13 protein-coding genes are annotated in these 14068 nt (G+C 65.8%); 7 read left to right on the top strand and 6 right to left on the bottom strand.

The annotated features are described in order from the left end of the window. The first annotated feature begins 161 nt into the window (after nucleotides 1-161). Together O5M90_RS03775 and O5M90_RS03770 are read left to right on the top strand one after the other, a co-directional pair. Complete coding sequence (locus O5M90_RS03775; protein WP_269841397.1) at nucleotides 162-2786, top strand: TonB-dependent siderophore receptor; 2625 nt, start codon at nucleotides 162-164, stop codon at nucleotides 2784-2786. 35 nt (nucleotides 2787-2821) lie between these two features. Further along, nucleotides 2822-3190 carry a cupin domain-containing protein gene (locus O5M90_RS03770; RefSeq protein WP_137945040.1) on the top strand — a complete coding sequence of 123 codons (369 nt, stop codon included), beginning with the start codon at nucleotides 2822-2824 and terminating at the stop codon, nucleotides 3188-3190. Between the two features lie 68 nt (nucleotides 3191-3258). On the opposite strand, the gene O5M90_RS03765 is transcribed toward O5M90_RS03770, so the two are convergent. Continuing rightward, entirely contained in the window at nucleotides 3259-4191 is a 933-nt protein-coding gene (locus O5M90_RS03765; protein WP_269841398.1) for an inositol monophosphatase family protein, read from the bottom strand. A gap of 120 nt (nucleotides 4192-4311) precedes the next feature. Between O5M90_RS03765 and O5M90_RS03760 the strand changes: the two genes are divergently transcribed. Together O5M90_RS03760 and cysE are read left to right on the top strand one after the other, a co-directional pair. Then, nucleotides 4312-5037 (top strand): RNA methyltransferase, encoded by a 726-nt coding sequence (locus O5M90_RS03760; protein WP_269841399.1) that lies wholly within the window; start codon nucleotides 4312-4314, stop codon nucleotides 5035-5037. Nucleotides 5038-5135: 98 nt separating this feature from the next. Continuing rightward, the gene (cysE, locus tag O5M90_RS03755; protein ID WP_269841400.1) at nucleotides 5136-5924 is read left to right on the top strand and encodes a serine O-acetyltransferase; all 789 of its coding nucleotides are present in this window, start codon (nucleotides 5136-5138) and stop codon (nucleotides 5922-5924) included. Between the two features lie 3 nt (nucleotides 5925-5927). Here the strand turns inward: cysE and O5M90_RS03750 are convergent, their stop codons facing one another. The 3 genes from O5M90_RS03750 to yjgA are packed head-to-tail and all read right to left on the bottom strand — an operon-like array spanning nucleotide 5928 to nucleotide 7520. Further along, nucleotides 5928-6404: an FKBP-type peptidyl-prolyl cis-trans isomerase gene (locus O5M90_RS03750; RefSeq protein WP_137945043.1), complete on the bottom strand. Its 477-nt coding sequence runs from the start codon at nucleotides 6402-6404 to the stop codon at nucleotides 5928-5930. Continuing rightward, nucleotides 6401-6979 (bottom strand): molybdopterin adenylyltransferase, encoded by a 579-nt coding sequence (gene mog / locus O5M90_RS03745; protein WP_262972777.1) that lies wholly within the window; start codon nucleotides 6977-6979, stop codon nucleotides 6401-6403. The genes O5M90_RS03750 and mog overlap by 4 nt, the downstream gene beginning before the upstream one ends. After that, nucleotides 6972-7520 carry a ribosome biogenesis factor YjgA gene (yjgA, locus tag O5M90_RS03740; RefSeq protein ID WP_137945045.1) on the bottom strand — a complete coding sequence of 183 codons (549 nt, stop codon included), beginning with the start codon at nucleotides 7518-7520 and terminating at the stop codon, nucleotides 6972-6974. Before yjgA ends, mog begins: the two co-directional genes overlap by 8 nt. A gap of 79 nt (nucleotides 7521-7599) precedes the next feature. Here yjgA and pmbA point away from each other — a divergent pair, with 79 nt between their 5' ends. The 3 genes from pmbA to O5M90_RS03725 all read left to right on the top strand — a co-directional run bounded on the left by pmbA (nucleotide 7600) and on the right by O5M90_RS03725 (nucleotide 11515). Continuing rightward, nucleotides 7600-8991: a metalloprotease PmbA gene (gene pmbA, locus O5M90_RS03735; protein ID WP_269841401.1), complete on the top strand. Its 1392-nt coding sequence runs from the start codon at nucleotides 7600-7602 to the stop codon at nucleotides 8989-8991. Between the two features lie 204 nt (nucleotides 8992-9195). Beyond that, nucleotides 9196-10278: a TRAP transporter substrate-binding protein gene (locus tag O5M90_RS03730; RefSeq protein ID WP_137943563.1), complete on the top strand. Its 1083-nt coding sequence runs from the start codon at nucleotides 9196-9198 to the stop codon at nucleotides 10276-10278. 154 nt (nucleotides 10279-10432) lie between these two features. Continuing rightward, entirely contained in the window at nucleotides 10433-11515 is a 1083-nt protein-coding gene (locus O5M90_RS03725) for a TRAP transporter substrate-binding protein (protein WP_262972779.1), read from the top strand. A gap of 128 nt (nucleotides 11516-11643) precedes the next feature. Here O5M90_RS03725 and O5M90_RS03720 read toward each other — a convergent pair whose 3' ends face one another. Then, complete coding sequence (locus O5M90_RS03720; RefSeq protein WP_269841402.1) at nucleotides 11644-13392, bottom strand: TRAP transporter large permease; 1749 nt, start codon at nucleotides 13390-13392, stop codon at nucleotides 11644-11646. Beyond that, on the bottom strand, nucleotides 13392-13994 hold the full coding sequence (locus O5M90_RS03715) for a TRAP transporter small permease subunit (RefSeq protein ID WP_269841403.1): 603 nt from the start codon (nucleotides 13992-13994) through the stop codon (nucleotides 13392-13394). Before O5M90_RS03715 ends, O5M90_RS03720 begins: the two co-directional genes overlap by 1 nt. Nucleotides 13995-14068: the final 74 nt, after the last annotated feature.

Here is a 14068-nt window from a genome sequence, read left to right as displayed (position 1 = left end):
CGCACTGAGCACCACGCGGTGCGCCCGGGGCTGGGCGCGACCGTGTTACTTCCCGAAGTACCGATGCGAGGCCGTCCGCGGCCCTGCAGGGATGTTTCTTTGCCCGTTGTTTTTCATCGATGCAGTTCATTCAAGCAACAACCGACCCACGGAGACAAAGCATGAAGAAGAGAGTTGGACATCAGCCGCAGCCCCCGCTTTGCGGCCAGGAATCGAATCGTTTCAAGCTGCGCGCGAGCTGGCTGGCCGCCGCCGTGCTGCAACTGGCGGCCCTGCCGGCGCTGGCCCAGCAGGTCGAGGCCAAGCCGGATGAGAAGGCCAAGGACGAGTCGACCAATCAGCTGGACCGCGTCGTCGTGACCGGCAGCACCGGGCTGAACCGCACGGTGCGCGAGAGCTCGGTGGCGGTGACGGTGGCCGACCGCGAGGCCTTGGACCGCAAGGCGCCGTACTCGGCGGCCGAGGCCATGGAGCTGGTGCCGGGCATGTATATCGAGGCCTCGGCCGGCGAGATGTCCAACAACTACTCGGTGCGCGGCATGTCCGGCGGCAACCAGCGCTGGGTGCAGGTGCAGGAGGATGGCCTGCCGATCTTCTACTACCCGAGCTGGTCGGCCGATGGCCTGGTCAAGTCGGAACTCGGCATCGACCGCATGGAGGCGGTGCGCGGTGGCACCTCGGCCATTCTGACCGCCAACGGCGCCGGCGCCACGATCAACTTCCTGACCTTCCGCAACAAAGGCAAGCCCGAGGGCGCGCTACGCCTGACCACCTCCGACTACCAGCAGCGCCGGGTGGACCTGCGCTATGCCGGTGGCCTGGGCGAGGGCTGGTTCGGCGGCGTGTCGGGCTACTACCGCGTCGACGACGGCGTGCGCCACCCCGAGTTCACCGGCAACAAGGGTGGCACGCTGCGTGCGCATCTCGGCCGCAAGATCACTGACGGCGAGTGGAGCGTGAACCTCAAAGTCATGCGTGACCACACGATGTTCTACCTGCCCATTCCCGTGATCGGCAAGGACAAGCCACGCAGCCTGCCCGGCATGAACGCCAACTACGGCACCATGATAGGCCTCGACTCGGGCGTGCAGACGGTGCGCACATCGCTGGTGCCCGGAACCTTCACGCAGACCGTGGACTCGCGCGACGGCTATGACCACAAGGCCTTGGCGCTGGGCTACCACTTCGAGAAGGCCCTGGCGCCGGCCTGGAAGTTCTCATCCAAGGGCCGCTATACCGATTCCGACGTGACCGCCAGCGTGGTGTTCTCGTCCAGCAATAGCAGCTTGCGCCCGGCCGTTGACCGGCTGGACCCGGCCAAGTTCGGCTACATCAAGGAGATGCTGGACCGTTTCGGGCCGGCCTGCGGCGGTGCTTGCAAGCCGGCGGTGCGCATCGTCTCGACCGGGGAGGTGCTGTCCACGCCCGAGCAGCTCAATGCGCTGAACGGCAACGGCCTGCTGTCCGACAACGTGCTGCAGGCCGACAAGCAGATCATCCGGGAGTTCGTCAACGATATGCGCCTGAGCTGGAACACCGAGCGCAACAGCCTGGGCCTGGGCCTCTTGACCTTCAATACGCGCAGCGAGGGCGGCAGCCCGGTGTCGGCGCGCTTTGTCAGCGATGTGCGCAACCACGCCAGGCGGGTCGATCTGGTGGCGCTCGACCCGTCCGGCAAGGTGGTGGGTTCCTACACCGAGAACGGTGTGCGCGAGCACTCCACCTGGGGCGACAGCAACGACCGCAACCGCAACAGATCGATGTCCGTCTACCTGAACGACGAGTACAAGCTCAGCGACACCCTGCGCCTGGACGCCGGCCTGCGCATCGAGCGATTCCGCTATCGGCAGGAACGCGGTGGCTATGGCGAGTACGAACCCATCCCCGGCGCCTTCAAGCCGGGCTGTGATCGCGACGCGCTGGGCGATGCGGCCTGCGATGTGGACAACATCATCGCCAACAACTACTGGGCCTATCCGAACAACGGTCAGTACGAGACGGTACGCAACCGCTGGACCGAACCCTCCTGGACTGTTGGCGGCAACTATCTGCTGAACAACAATATCGCCCTCTACGGACGATTCGCCAAGAGCTACCAGAGCACCGGCGATCTACCGGTGACCAAGATCGAGTTCGGCGAGCTGGGGGCACGCATGCAGGCCAGGAACGTCGCTGCCACGCTGACCTTCTACAAGGCCAACTTCAAGGGCGACCCGAACAGCGCCGAGGTGGACAACGCCCAGGTCGAGATGCTGCAGGGCGTGAAGTCGCAAGGCCTGGAGTTCGAAGTGAGCTGGCGGCCGCTGCGCTGGTTCGAGTTCGCGGCCACCGGCGTGCTGCAGCGCTCGCGCTTCAGCGTCAACAACCTGCGGGTGCTGCGCGGCAGCGGCACCGATCTGGAGGCCTTGCTGAAGGAGGCCACCAGCTGGTCGGGCAACCGCCCGGAGCGCACGCCCGACCGCAACTTCACGCTCGCGCCGACCCTGTTCTTCAACGATGGCAAGGGCGAATTCACCGTGGCCTGGCACTACGTCGGTGACCGTTTCGCCGATGTGTCCAACTCGGTGCGCCTGCCGGCCTACAAGACCATCAACCTGAGCCTGCGCTACGAGCTGACGCCCCGCATCACCTTGAACGCGGCGGTACGCAATCTGACCAACACCATAGGCCTGACCGAGGGCAATCCGCGCTCGGGCTTTGTGCAGGCGCCGGCCGGCAGCGACTACTACTATGCTCGTCCGATCCTGGGCCGCAACGCCCAGCTGTCGGCGACCATGAGCTTCTGAGGAGACATTTCATGCAGTCACAAGCGAGCAAGCCCATGACAAACACGATCTGGGACCATCATGTGGCGGTGCCCGATGCGCCGCCGGGCTTCACCGTGCGGACCTGCGTGCCGGCCAACCCCGACGGGGTCGAGGTGATGCTGGAGCGCTGGGAGGCCGGCAGCAGCGAGCCGCCGCACAGCCATCCCGGTAACGACATGACCGTGGTGGTGGAGGGCCGGATGCGCATCCAGTTCTTCAGGCGCGAGGGCGGGGCGCTGCTGCCCGACGGCGCGCCGCTGCTGCTGAATGCCGGCGAAACCGGCTATGTGGCGGCCGGACGCATCCACGATGCCCAGTATCTGCAGGACTGCAAGCTGGTCTATGTGCACGAGCGGGCCTTCGGCTTCCAGACGGAGGCCTGAAAGGACAGAGCCCTCTTGCGAGGGCTCTGTCTTTCGGGGTCTGTCTTTCGGGGCAGGGCGTCGCCCGCTCAGGCGGCGTCGCTGCCCTTCTTGATACGCACCGAGGCGCGCTTCTTCGGCTCGGCAAGCACCTCGGCGGCCACGACATCGGCAGCGCTGGGCTTGGCCTCGGCGGCCTCTTCTTCGGCCTTGATCACGCGGCTGTAGGGCGCCAGGATGGGCACCAGCTGGCCGTAGATCTTGGGGCTGCCGGCCAGCACTTCGCGCTGGTTCATGAAGTCGGACTCGCCGGTGAAGTTGCCGATCAGACCACCTGCCTCGGTGATGATCAGTGAGCCGGCGGCCACGTCCCAGGGGTTCAGGCCGGTCTCGAAGAAGGCGTCGTAGTAGCCGGCGGCCACATAGCAGAGGTCCAGCGCGGCCGCGCCCGGGCGGCGCAGGCCGGCGCACAAGGGCATGATCTCCTCGAACATCTTCAGATAGCGCTTGAAGTTGTCGCCGCGGCGGAAGGGGAAGCCGGTGCCGATCAGCGCGTCGCTCATGCGGGTGCGCTTGGAGACGCGCAGGCGGCGGTCGTTCAGGAAGGCGCCGCGGCCCTTGGTCGCGTAGAACAGGTCGTTGCGGGTGGGGTCATAGACGACGGCCTGCTGCACCACGCCGCGATGCGCCAGCGCAATCGACACGCAGTACATCGGCAGGCCGTGGATGAAATTGGTCGTGCCGTCCAGCGGATCGATGATCCAGACGAACTCGGAATGCTTGGCGCCATGCTCGCGGCCCGATTCCTCGGCCAGGATGCCGTGGTCGGGATAGGCCTGCAGCAGGATCTCGATGATGGCGTTCTCGGCCGCCTGGTCCACCTCGGTCACGAAGTCATTGGGCGACTTGGTGTTGATCTTCAGGATATCGAGGTCCAGGGACGCGCGGTTGATGATGGAACCTGCTGCGCGGGCCGCCTTGATGGCGACATTGAGCATGGGATGGAGAGCAACTTGCGTCATGCGTGGTGAACCTGCAAACGAATGGGGTGGACTGGCGAAAGGAAAGAGCGTTGCGAAACAAGGGACGAGGCCCTGGCCGCAGATAATCGCGCATTTTAGCCGAGACCGGCAAGGGCCACCGTGGATTCCACACGCTTCATCCTGATTGAGACCAGCCACCCCGGCAATGTGGGGGCCGCCGCGCGGGCGATGAAGGTGATGGGTTTCGCCGAGCTGGTGCTGGTGCGGCCGCGTTTTGCCGATGTCTTGTGCCAGGAAGACACGGTGGCGATGGCCAGCGGCGCGGCCGATATCCTGGCCAGGGCCCGCATCGTCGCGAGCCTGGAGGAGGCGCTGGACGGCGTCACCTTCGCCTGTGCCACCGCGATGACGCCGCGCGACTTCGGCCCGCCGACGCGTGAGCCGCGAGCCCTGTTCGCCGAGCTGGCCCAGGCCCAGCACAAGATCGGCCTGGTGTTCGGTTCCGAGCGCTACGGCATGAGCAACGAGGATGTCTACCGCTGCCACGCGGTGCTGTCGATCCCGACCCATCCCGACTATGGCTCGCTGAATCTGGCCCAGGCCGTGCAGCTGCTGGCCTACGACCTGCGCCAGGCGCTGGGCGGCTTCGCGGTGCAGGCACGCACGCCCGACCCCGAGCTGGCCGATGCCCAGGCGGTGCAGGGCCTGCTGAGCCATCTGCAGGCCTCGCTGGAGGCGATCGGCTTTCTGGACCCGGCCGCGCCGCGCAAGCTGATGCCCCGGCTCAATCAGCTCTTCAACCGCGCCCAGCTGACCCGCGAGGAGGTCCATATCCTGCGCGGCATTGCGCGCCAGATGGTCAAGCCCCGCGCCAGCGAGGATTGAGCGCGGCCGCTCAAGCACTTGCGCTTCAGAGAAGACGCATATCCCGCAGGGATGTGCAGTCGCAACTAAACTGGCCGGCCACTTCTCCCCGATTTCCCATGTTCCAGCGCCTTCGCGAAGACATCGCCTGCATTCTTGAGCGAGACCCCGCCGCCCGTTCGGCCTGGGAGGCGCTGACTTGTTATCCGGGTCTGCATGCGCTGGTGCTGCACCGGCGCGCCCACTGGTGCTGGACCCATGGCCTGAAATGGCTGGGGCGCTTCATCTCGCACTGCGGCCGCTTCCTGACCGGCATCGAGATCCATCCCGGCGCGACCATAGGCCGCAAGGTCTTCATCGACCACGGCATGGGCGTCGTGATCGGCGAGATGGCCGAGATTGGCGAGGGCTGCACGATCTACCAGGGCGTGACCCTGGGCGGCACGGCGCTGATCAAAGGCGCCAAACGCCACCCGACCCTGGAAGCCGGCGTCATCGTCGGCGCCAATGCCTGTGTGCTGGGCGGCTTCACCGTCGGGGCCGGTGCGCGCATCGGCTCGCTGGCCGTGGTGACCAAGCCGGTGCCGCCGGGCGCGACCGCGGTGGGCAATCCGGCGCGCATCATCGAGGCCAAGGTGCAAGATGCAAGTGACGCGCAGCGCGAGGCCCAGGCGGCCCGCATGGGCTTCTCGGCCTATGGCGTGACGCAGAGTGACGACCCCTTGTCCCAGGCCCTGCGCGGCCTGATCGACAACGCCTCGGGCCAGGACCACCAGATCGCGCTGCTGTGGCAGGCCATCGAGACCCTGTCCAAGGCGCGCAGCTCCGACAAGGACTGCGTGCCCTCGGATGCGGCCCGTACCGAGTGTTTCGAGGCCGCCAAGCTCAATCAGCTGATCGGCAAGTAGCGTTCAATGATGGTGTCCATGGTCGCCGTGAGCGTGACCATGGGCCACTTCCTCGGCGCTGGCGGCGCGCACCGAGACCACCTTGACGGTGACCTTCAGGCTCATGCCGGCCAGCGGGTGGTTGCCGTCCAGGATCACGGTATCGCCCTTGATCTTGACGACGTTGAAGAGTTGAAACTCACCCTCGGCCTCGCGCAGCTCCAGCTGGCCGCCGACCTTGACGCCCGGCGGGAAGTCCTTCTTGGCAATGCTGCGCAGCAGGCTCTCATCGCGCTCGCCGAAGGCGGTCTCGGGTGTCAGGTTCAGCGTGGTCTGGAAGCCGGCTTCCTGACCCATCAAGGCGTCTTCGACGGCCGGCAAGGTGTTGCCATAGCCGCCGATCAGGCAGGCCATCGGCTCCTTCGATTCCTCGATCAGCTTGCCCTTGGCATCGGCCACCTTCAGCTTCAGGGTGGCGATGGTGTCTTTCTGGATCTTCATGGGTTTGTCGGCTTCTTCAGCGCGGATTTCGGACGGAAGGCCTTGCAGACCTCGTCACGGGTTTCGAGATAGGGGCCGCCGATCAGGTCGATGCAGTAGGGCACGGCGGCAAAGATGCCGCTCGCGCCGGCATGACCGGCCAGGGTCTCGGCGATGGCCTTGGGCTGGCCCGGCAGATTGATGATCAGGCTCTGGCCGCGTATCACCGCGACCTGGCGCGACAGGATGGCGGTGGGCACGAAATGCAGCGAGATCTGCCGCATCTGCTCGCCAAAGCCCGGCATCTCGCGGTCCGCCACGTCCAGCGTGGCCTCCGGGGTCACGTCGCGCAGGGCCGGGCCGGTGCCGCCGGTGGTCAGCACCAGATCGCACTTCGCTTCGTCGACCAGCTCGCGCAGCGTCGCGGCGATCAGCGGCCGCTCGTCAGGGATCAGACGCGGTTCGAACTCGATGGGGTTCAGCAGCGCGGCCGTGAGCCAGTCCTGCAGCGCCGGCAGGCCCTTGTCTTCGTAGACGCCGCTGGAGGCGCGGTCGCTGATCGAGACGATGCCGACGCGGACCGTCTGCTCACTCATCGGTCGGCTCCACGCGCAGCTGCTCGGTCTTGATCAGCTGGAACAGCTCGCGGAAGGCGCGGCCGCTGCGCTGTTCTGGCGCCGCAGCGGCATCCTTGCGGGCCGCGCGCACCAGGCTGCGCAGCTGCTGCACATCGACCTCGGGATGCGCGCTGACGAAGGCTTGCAGCTCGTCGTCGCTGGCCAGCAGGCGCTCGCGCCAGCGCTCGCTCTGGTGCAGGGCCAGGCTGTCCTTGGCATGGCCCAGCTTGAAGGCGGCCACGGCCTCCTTGATCGGTTCGGGGTCGACCTTGCGCATCAGCTTGCCGATGTACTGCATCTGGCGGCGCCGGGCTTCATGGGCCGTGATCTTCTTGGCGGCCTTGACGGCGTCGAGCAGGATTTCCGGCAGGCCCAGCGGCGCGACGCGGTCGGCCGGCAGGGTCAGCAAATCCTCACCCAGCGACTGGAGCTCATGGGAGTCCTTCTTCTTCTGGGTCTTGCTGGGACGATCGTAGAAGTCGTCGTCGTCCGGAATGTTCTGTTCTTGCGGGTAGGTCATAAGGCTCTCTGATCAGGCGGGCAGCGCCGGCGCCCGTATGATTGTCGCCCACAACCGATCTCCCGCGTCCCGCCCCTCCATGCCCAAGCCCACCCACGCCCCCGTCCCCACCGCCGAAGCCGGCTTCGCTTACAGCCAGGAACGTTTCCGCGAGCTGGTCGACGAGGTGCTGGCCGAGGCCAAGCGCCTGGGCGCCAGCGACGCCGGCGCCGAGGTCTCCGAGGGCTGCGGCCTGTCGGTCTCGGTGCGCAAGGGCGAGCTGGAGAATGTCGAGCGCAACCGCGACAAGTCGCTGGGCATCTCGGTCTATGTGGGCCAGCGCCGCGGCAATGCCAGTACCTCGGACTTCTCGGCCAAGGCACTGCAGGACACGGTGCGCGCGGCCTTCGACATCGCCCGCTTCACCGCCGAAGACCCGGTGGCCGGCCTGCCCGACGAGCAAGACCTGTCCCTGGACGCCACGGCCCGTCCCGAACTGGACCTGTTCCACCCCTGGGCCATCGATGCCGAGGGCGCAGCTGCGCTGGCGATGCGCTGCGAGGCTGCCGCGCTGAGTACCGACAAGCGCATCACCAATTCCGAGGGCGCGGCCGTGTCGGCCCAGCAGTCGCATTTCTTCTCCGGCAACAGCCGCGGCTTTCGCGGCGGCTATGCCAGCTCGCGGCACTCGCTCTCGGTGGCGCCGATCGCCGGTCGCGGCGCCGGCATGCAGCGCGACTCCTGGTACAGCTCGATGCGCGATGCCGCCGAGCTGGCCGCACCCGAGGCCGTGGGGCGTTATGCCGCCGAGCGCGCGCTGTCGCGCCTGAAGTCGCGCAAGGTCAAGACGGCCGAGGTGCCGGTGCTGTTCGAGAGCACGGTGGCGGCCGGTCTGCTGGGCGCGCTGGTGCAGGCCACCAGCGGCGGTGCGCTGTACCGCAAGGCCAGCTTTCTGCTCGACAGCCTGGGCAAGCCGGTGCTGGCCGAGCACCTGGACGTCAGCGAGGACCCGCATGAGCTGAAGGGCAAGGGCAGCTCGCCGTTTGACGACGAGGGCGTGATCACGCGGCCGCGCCAGGTCGTCGAGGCCGGCGTGCTGCAGGGCTATTTCCTGTCCACCTATTCGGCGCGCAAGCTGGGCCTGCGCACCACCGGCCATGCCGGCGGCTCGCACAATCTGCGCCTCACCAGCCGCTGGACAGCGCCGGGCGACGACCTGCGGACCATGCTGCGCCGCATGGGCCGTGGCCTCTTCGTCACCGAGCTGATGGGGCAGGGCGTCAACTATGTGACCGGCGACTATTCGCGCGGCGCCAGCGGCTACTGGGTCGAGAACGGCGAGATCGCCTACCCGGTGCATGAGGTGACGATTGCCGGCCATCTGCCCGAGATGTTCCGGCAGATCGTCGGCGTCGGCACCGATGCCTACACGGTCGGCAGCAAGACCATAGGCTCGGTGCTGATTGCCCGGATGAAGCTGGCGGGCAGCTGAACGGCTTGTGCGCTGAGCGCGCATTGGGTGTCATGAGTACGCACGGCGTCAGCTTTCTGAAAGCCGCGTCGTGGTGCAATGGTCCGTTGCATTGCAGCGCTCCCGCAGCGCTGCCGGGCATCGGGGACAAGACCGGCCGCAGGCCGGGACTGCCGCTATAAAACAGTCGGCGCAATGGCTGCGCCCACCACTGAGGAGTTCAAGATGGAACGTCGTTCCTTTGTCAAGCAGGCCGGTCTGGCCGGTGTGTTGGCGGCGGGCACCGCGCCCGCTTTCGTGCAGGCGCAGGCGAATATCCGCTGGCGCCTGGCCTCCAGCTTCCCGAAGTCGCTGGACACCATTTACGGCGGTGCCGAGGTGTTTGCCAAGCAGGTCAGCGACATGACCGGCGGCAAGTTCCAGATCTCGGTGCATTCGGGCGGCGAGCTGATGCCGGCCTTCGGTGTGGTCGACGGCGTGCAGAACGGCACGGTCGAGATGGCGCACACCGTGCCCTACTACTTCTTCGGCAAGGACGAGACCTTCGCCATCGGCGGCGCGATCCCCTTCGGCCTCAATTCACGCCAGATGACGGCCTGGATGTATGAGGGCAACGGCCTGAAGCTGATGCGCGAGTTCTATCGCAACTACAACATCGTCAACTTCCCCGGCGGCAACACCGGTGCGCAGATGGCCGGCTGGTACCGCAAGGAGATCAAGTCGACCGCCGATCTGAAGGGTCTGAAGTTCCGCGTCGGCGGCTTTGCCGGCAAGGTGATCGAGCGCATGGGCGGCGTGCCGCAGAATATCCCCGGCGGTGAGCTCTACCAGGCGCTGGAGAAGGGCACGATCGACGCGGCCGAGTGGGTCGGCCCTTACGACGACCAGAAGCTGGGCTTCCACAAGGTGGCGCCGTTCTACTACTACCCCGGCTGGTGGGAGGGCGGTCCGCAGATCGACTTCTTCATCAACAACAAGGCCTACGACGCGCTGTCGCCCGAGTACAAGGCCATCATCGAGGCGGCTTCCTCGCACGCCCATGTGGACATGCAGGCCAAGTACGACGGCCGCAACCCGGGCGCGCTGCGCCAGCTGGTGGCCGCCGGCACCAAGCTGCAGCGTTTCCCGAAAGACGTGCTGGACCTGGCCTTCAAGGAATCGATGGCGCTGTACAGCGATCTGTCGGCCAAGAATCCGAACTGGAAGAAGGTCTACACCGACTACGCCAACTTCCGCCGCGAGCAGACCCTGTGGTTCCGCTTTGCCGAAGCTGGCTTCGATGACTTCATGCAGGCACAGAAGTTCTGACGCTGACCCCGCATGGCTCCACGGCCCCGCCTTGTGCGGGGCTTTTTTTCGTCCCAGTTGTGCAAGCCTCGGGTTCCCCCTGCCGCCGGGGCGCAAGGCGCACAAATAGAATCAATCAGCACATGCTGTGTGAGTCAATAACAGGAGACTATTGATGAAAAGACGTTCATTCGTGGGCCATGCCGGTCTGGCTGGGGTGTTGGCGGCTGGGGCTGCTCCGGCCGTGGTGCAAGCGCAGGCGCAGATCCGCTGGCGCCTGGCTTCGAGCTTCCCCAAGGCCCTGGACACCATCTACGGTGCGGCCGAGGTGTTTGCCCGCAAGGTCAAGGAGATGTCCGGCGGCAAGTTCGAGATCTCGGTGCATGCCGGCGGTGAGCTGATGCCGGCCTTCGGCGTGGTCGACGGGGTGCAGAACGCGACGGTGGAGATGGCGCACACGGCGCCCTACTACTTCTTTGGCAAGGACGAGACCTTTGCGCTGGGCTGCGCGATTCCCTTCGGCCTGAACAGCCGCCAGATGACGGCCTGGCAGTACGAGGGCAATGGCCTGAAGCTGATGCGCGAGTTCTACGCCAAGTACAACATCATCAGCTTCCCGATGGGCAATACCGGCGCGCAGATGGGCGGCTGGTATCGCAAGGAGATCAAGTCGGTGGCCGATATCAAGGGCCTGAAGATGCGCATCGGCGGCTTTGCCGGCAAGGTGCTGGAGCGTCTGGGTGGCGTGCCGCAGAACATCCCCGGCGGAGAAATCTACCAGGCGCTGGAGAAGGGCACGATCGATGCGACCGAATGGGTCGGCCCCTACGACGACCAGAAGCTGGGCTTCAACAAGGTGGCGCCGCATTACTACTATCCCGGCTGGTGGGAGGGCGGCCCGCAGCTGGACCTCTATATCAACACCAAGGCCTACGAGGGTCTGTCGGCCGAGTACAAGTCCATCGTCGAGTGCGCGGCCGCCTACGCCCACACCGAGATGCAGGCCAAGTACGACGCACGCAACCCGGCCGCTTTGCGCCAGCTGGTGGCCGCAGGCACCAAGCTGCAGCGCTTCCCCAAGGATGTGATGGACGCAGCGTTCAAGGAGTCGATGGCGGTCTACAGCGAGTTGTCGGCCAAGAATCCGAACTGGAAGAAGGTCTACGAGGACTACGCCAAGTTCCGCAGCGAGCAGAACCTGTGGTTCCGCTTTGCCGAGGCCGGCTTCGACGACTTCATGCAGCAGCAAAAGCTCTGATCGGCCGCCAGGCCACCGAACCCGCCGGGATGCAGATCCCGGCGGGTTTTTCTTGCACTTATGAAAAAGCCGCCCCGGCTTGCGACCGGGGCGGCTTGTTGGGCTTGGCAGGCCTTGCGGCCGCAGGTTCAGGGCTGGCTGGCGGGCGCGCTGGCCGGCTCGCCGAACAGCTTGCTGGCGTCCATCTCGGTGTCGTCCGCATTGGTATCGGGCTGGAACTCGATTTCCACCGAGTTCGGATCGACCTTGGCGCTGTTGTCCATGCCGCCGGTCACCAGGCCCGGGTAGGCGACGATCACCGCCACCATGATCAGCTGCAGCACGATGAAGGCGATCGAGCCCTTGTAGATCTGTGCCGTGCTGACCGCCGGGATGGTTTCATTGGTGATGCGGTCCTTGTAGTCCTTCTTGGCCGCGACGCTGCGCAGATAGAACAGCGCAAAGCCGAAGGGCGGGGTCAGGAAGGAGGTCTGCAGATTCATCGCCAGGATCACGCCGAACCAGACCATCACCATATCGGGTGGCACGCCCGGCACCAGGGCGGGCAGGATCTTCTCGGCCACCGGCACCAGGATGGGCACGACGATGAAGGCGATCTCGAAGAAGTCGATGAACATACCCAGCACGAAGACCAGCAGGTTCACGACGATCAGAAAGCCCAGCGCGCCGCCGGGCAGGGCCGCGAACAGATGCTCGACCCAGATATGGCCGTCGGCGGCGTTGAAGGTGAAGCTGAAGACGGTGGAGCCGATCAGGATGAACAGCACAAAGCAGGACAGGCGCGCGGTGTTGTCCAGCGCCTGCTTCATCAGGCCCAGGCCCAGTCGGCCACGGCTGACCGCCATGATCAGGGCGCCGACGGCACCCATGGCGCCGCCCTCGGTGGGCGTGGCCACGCCCAGGAAGATCGTGCCCAGCACCAGAAAGATCAGCACCAGCGGCGGGATCAGCACAAAGGTGACCTGACCGGCCAGACGCGACAGCAGGCCCAGCTTGAAGACCTTGTTGATGCCGGCCAGGAGCAGGGCCAGGAAGGCCGCAATGGTCATCGACAGGATCAGCACCTCATCGCCCGGTGCCGGCATCTGGCGCTGCAGCAGCGGGTTGATGATGGCCTCGTGGTTCTGCGCCCAGAGCCAGCCGGCAGCGGCGCAGACCAGCAGCAGCACGAGCAGCGATTTGTGGCCGCTGGCGCCATTGGTCTCGCGGTAGATGCGGGCCTCGGGGGGCAGGGCAGGCACCCAGCTCGGCTTGACGATGGCCACACCGGCAATGAAGAGCAGGTACAGGCCCACCAGCAGCAGGCCGGGCACCAAGGCGCCGGCATACATATCGCCGACCGAGCGACCCATCTGGTCGGCCAGCACGATCAGCACCAGCGAGGGCGGGATCGCCTGGGCCAGCGTGCCCGAGGCGGTGATGGTGCCGGTGGCGATGGTGCGGTTGTAGCCGTAGCGCAGCATGATGGGCAGCGAGATCAGGCCCATCGAGATCACGGCTGCGGCCACCACGCCGGTGGTGGCGGCGAGCAGTGCGCCGACCAGTATCACCGCCACGGCCAGACCGCCGCGCAGCGGGCCGAACACCTGGCCCACCGTCTCGAGCAGGTCCTCGGCCATGCCGGAGCGCTCGAGGATGATGCCCATGAAGGTGAAGAAGGGGATGGCCAGCAGGGTGTCGTTCTGCATGATGCCGAACACCCGCAGCGGCAGGGCCTGGAACAGATTGGAGCCGAACAGGCCCACCTCCATGCCGACAAAGCCGAACAGCAGTCCGGTGGCGGCCAGGCCGAAGGCGACCGGGATGCCGGTCAGCAGGAAGAAGAACAGGCCCGCAAACATCAGCGGGACAAAGTTCTGAGTCAGGAACTCGATCATCAGTTGGCTCCTCGGGCCTTGCGCTCAGCAGCGGCGGCCAGTTCTTCGGCCAACAATTCTTCGTCACTCTTCTCGTGTTCGACCGAGAAAGGCTCGGCACGATGGCCGGTCAGGAAGGCTATGCGCTTGATCAGCTCGGACGTGCATTGCAGCAGCAGGATGGCGAAGCCGGCCGGGATCAGCAGCAGCACCGGCCAGCGGATCAGGCCGCCGGCGTTCTGGCTCATCTCGCCCGACTCCCAGGCGCGCTGGAACAGCGGCCAGGACAGCTCGATCATGATCACGCTCAAGGGCGCGATGAAGATCAGGATGCCCAGGATGTCGATGATGGCGTTGGTACGCTTGGACAGCTTGGAGGAGATGAAGTCGATGCGCACATGGGCGTTCTTCATGAACACATAGCCCACGCCCAGCATGAACACACCGGCGAACAAATACCACTGGATCTCCAGATAGGCATTCGAGCCGATGTTGAAGGCCTTGCGCATGATGGCATTGCCGGCGCTGATCAGCACGGCGGCCAGCACCAGCCAGCGGATCGTATGGCCCAGCATGTCGCTGAACCGGTCTATGGCCTTGGACAGGCCCAGTAAGAACTGCACGTTGACTCCTCTATCCTTTGAATGCACGGCATAGCCGCAGGCCCCGGCAGCGCGGCCCCGGGCATTCTAGGAGG

The sequence above is a fragment of the Paucibacter sp. M5-1 genome (genome assembly GCF_027498415.2).
Classification (GTDB): domain Bacteria; phylum Pseudomonadota; class Gammaproteobacteria; order Burkholderiales; family Burkholderiaceae_C; genus Roseateles_E.
Note: the sequence above shows the minus strand (reverse complement) of the source record. Positions and strands in the feature narration are given on the sequence as shown.

Excerpts from the sequence above, each read along its gene's own strand:
- O5M90_RS03765 (WP_269841398.1), bottom strand. The coding sequence starts at position 4,191 with ATGACGCAAGTTGCTCTCCATCCCATGCTCAATGTCGCCATCAAGGCG.
- O5M90_RS03770 (WP_137945040.1), top strand. The coding sequence starts at position 2,822 with ATGACAAACACGATCTGGGACCATCATGTGGCGGTGCCCGATGCGCCG.
- O5M90_RS03775 (WP_269841397.1), top strand. The coding sequence starts at position 162 with ATGAAGAAGAGAGTTGGACATCAGCCGCAGCCCCCGCTTTGCGGCCAG.
- mog (WP_262972777.1), bottom strand. The coding sequence starts at position 6,979 with ATGAGTGAGCAGACGGTCCGCGTCGGCATCGTCTCGATCAGCGACCGC.
- O5M90_RS03725 (WP_262972779.1), top strand. The coding sequence starts at position 10,433 with ATGAAAAGACGTTCATTCGTGGGCCATGCCGGTCTGGCTGGGGTGTTG.
- O5M90_RS03720 (WP_269841402.1), bottom strand. The coding sequence starts at position 13,392 with ATGATCGAGTTCCTGACTCAGAACTTTGTCCCGCTGATGTTTGCGGGC.
- cysE (WP_269841400.1), top strand. The coding sequence starts at position 5,136 with ATGTTCCAGCGCCTTCGCGAAGACATCGCCTGCATTCTTGAGCGAGAC.
- pmbA (WP_269841401.1), top strand. The coding sequence starts at position 7,600 with ATGCCCAAGCCCACCCACGCCCCCGTCCCCACCGCCGAAGCCGGCTTC.
- yjgA (WP_137945045.1), bottom strand. The coding sequence starts at position 7,520 with ATGACCTACCCGCAAGAACAGAACATTCCGGACGACGACGACTTCTAC.
- O5M90_RS03730 (WP_137943563.1), top strand. The coding sequence starts at position 9,196 with ATGGAACGTCGTTCCTTTGTCAAGCAGGCCGGTCTGGCCGGTGTGTTG.
- O5M90_RS03750 (WP_137945043.1), bottom strand. The coding sequence starts at position 6,404 with ATGAAGATCCAGAAAGACACCATCGCCACCCTGAAGCTGAAGGTGGCC.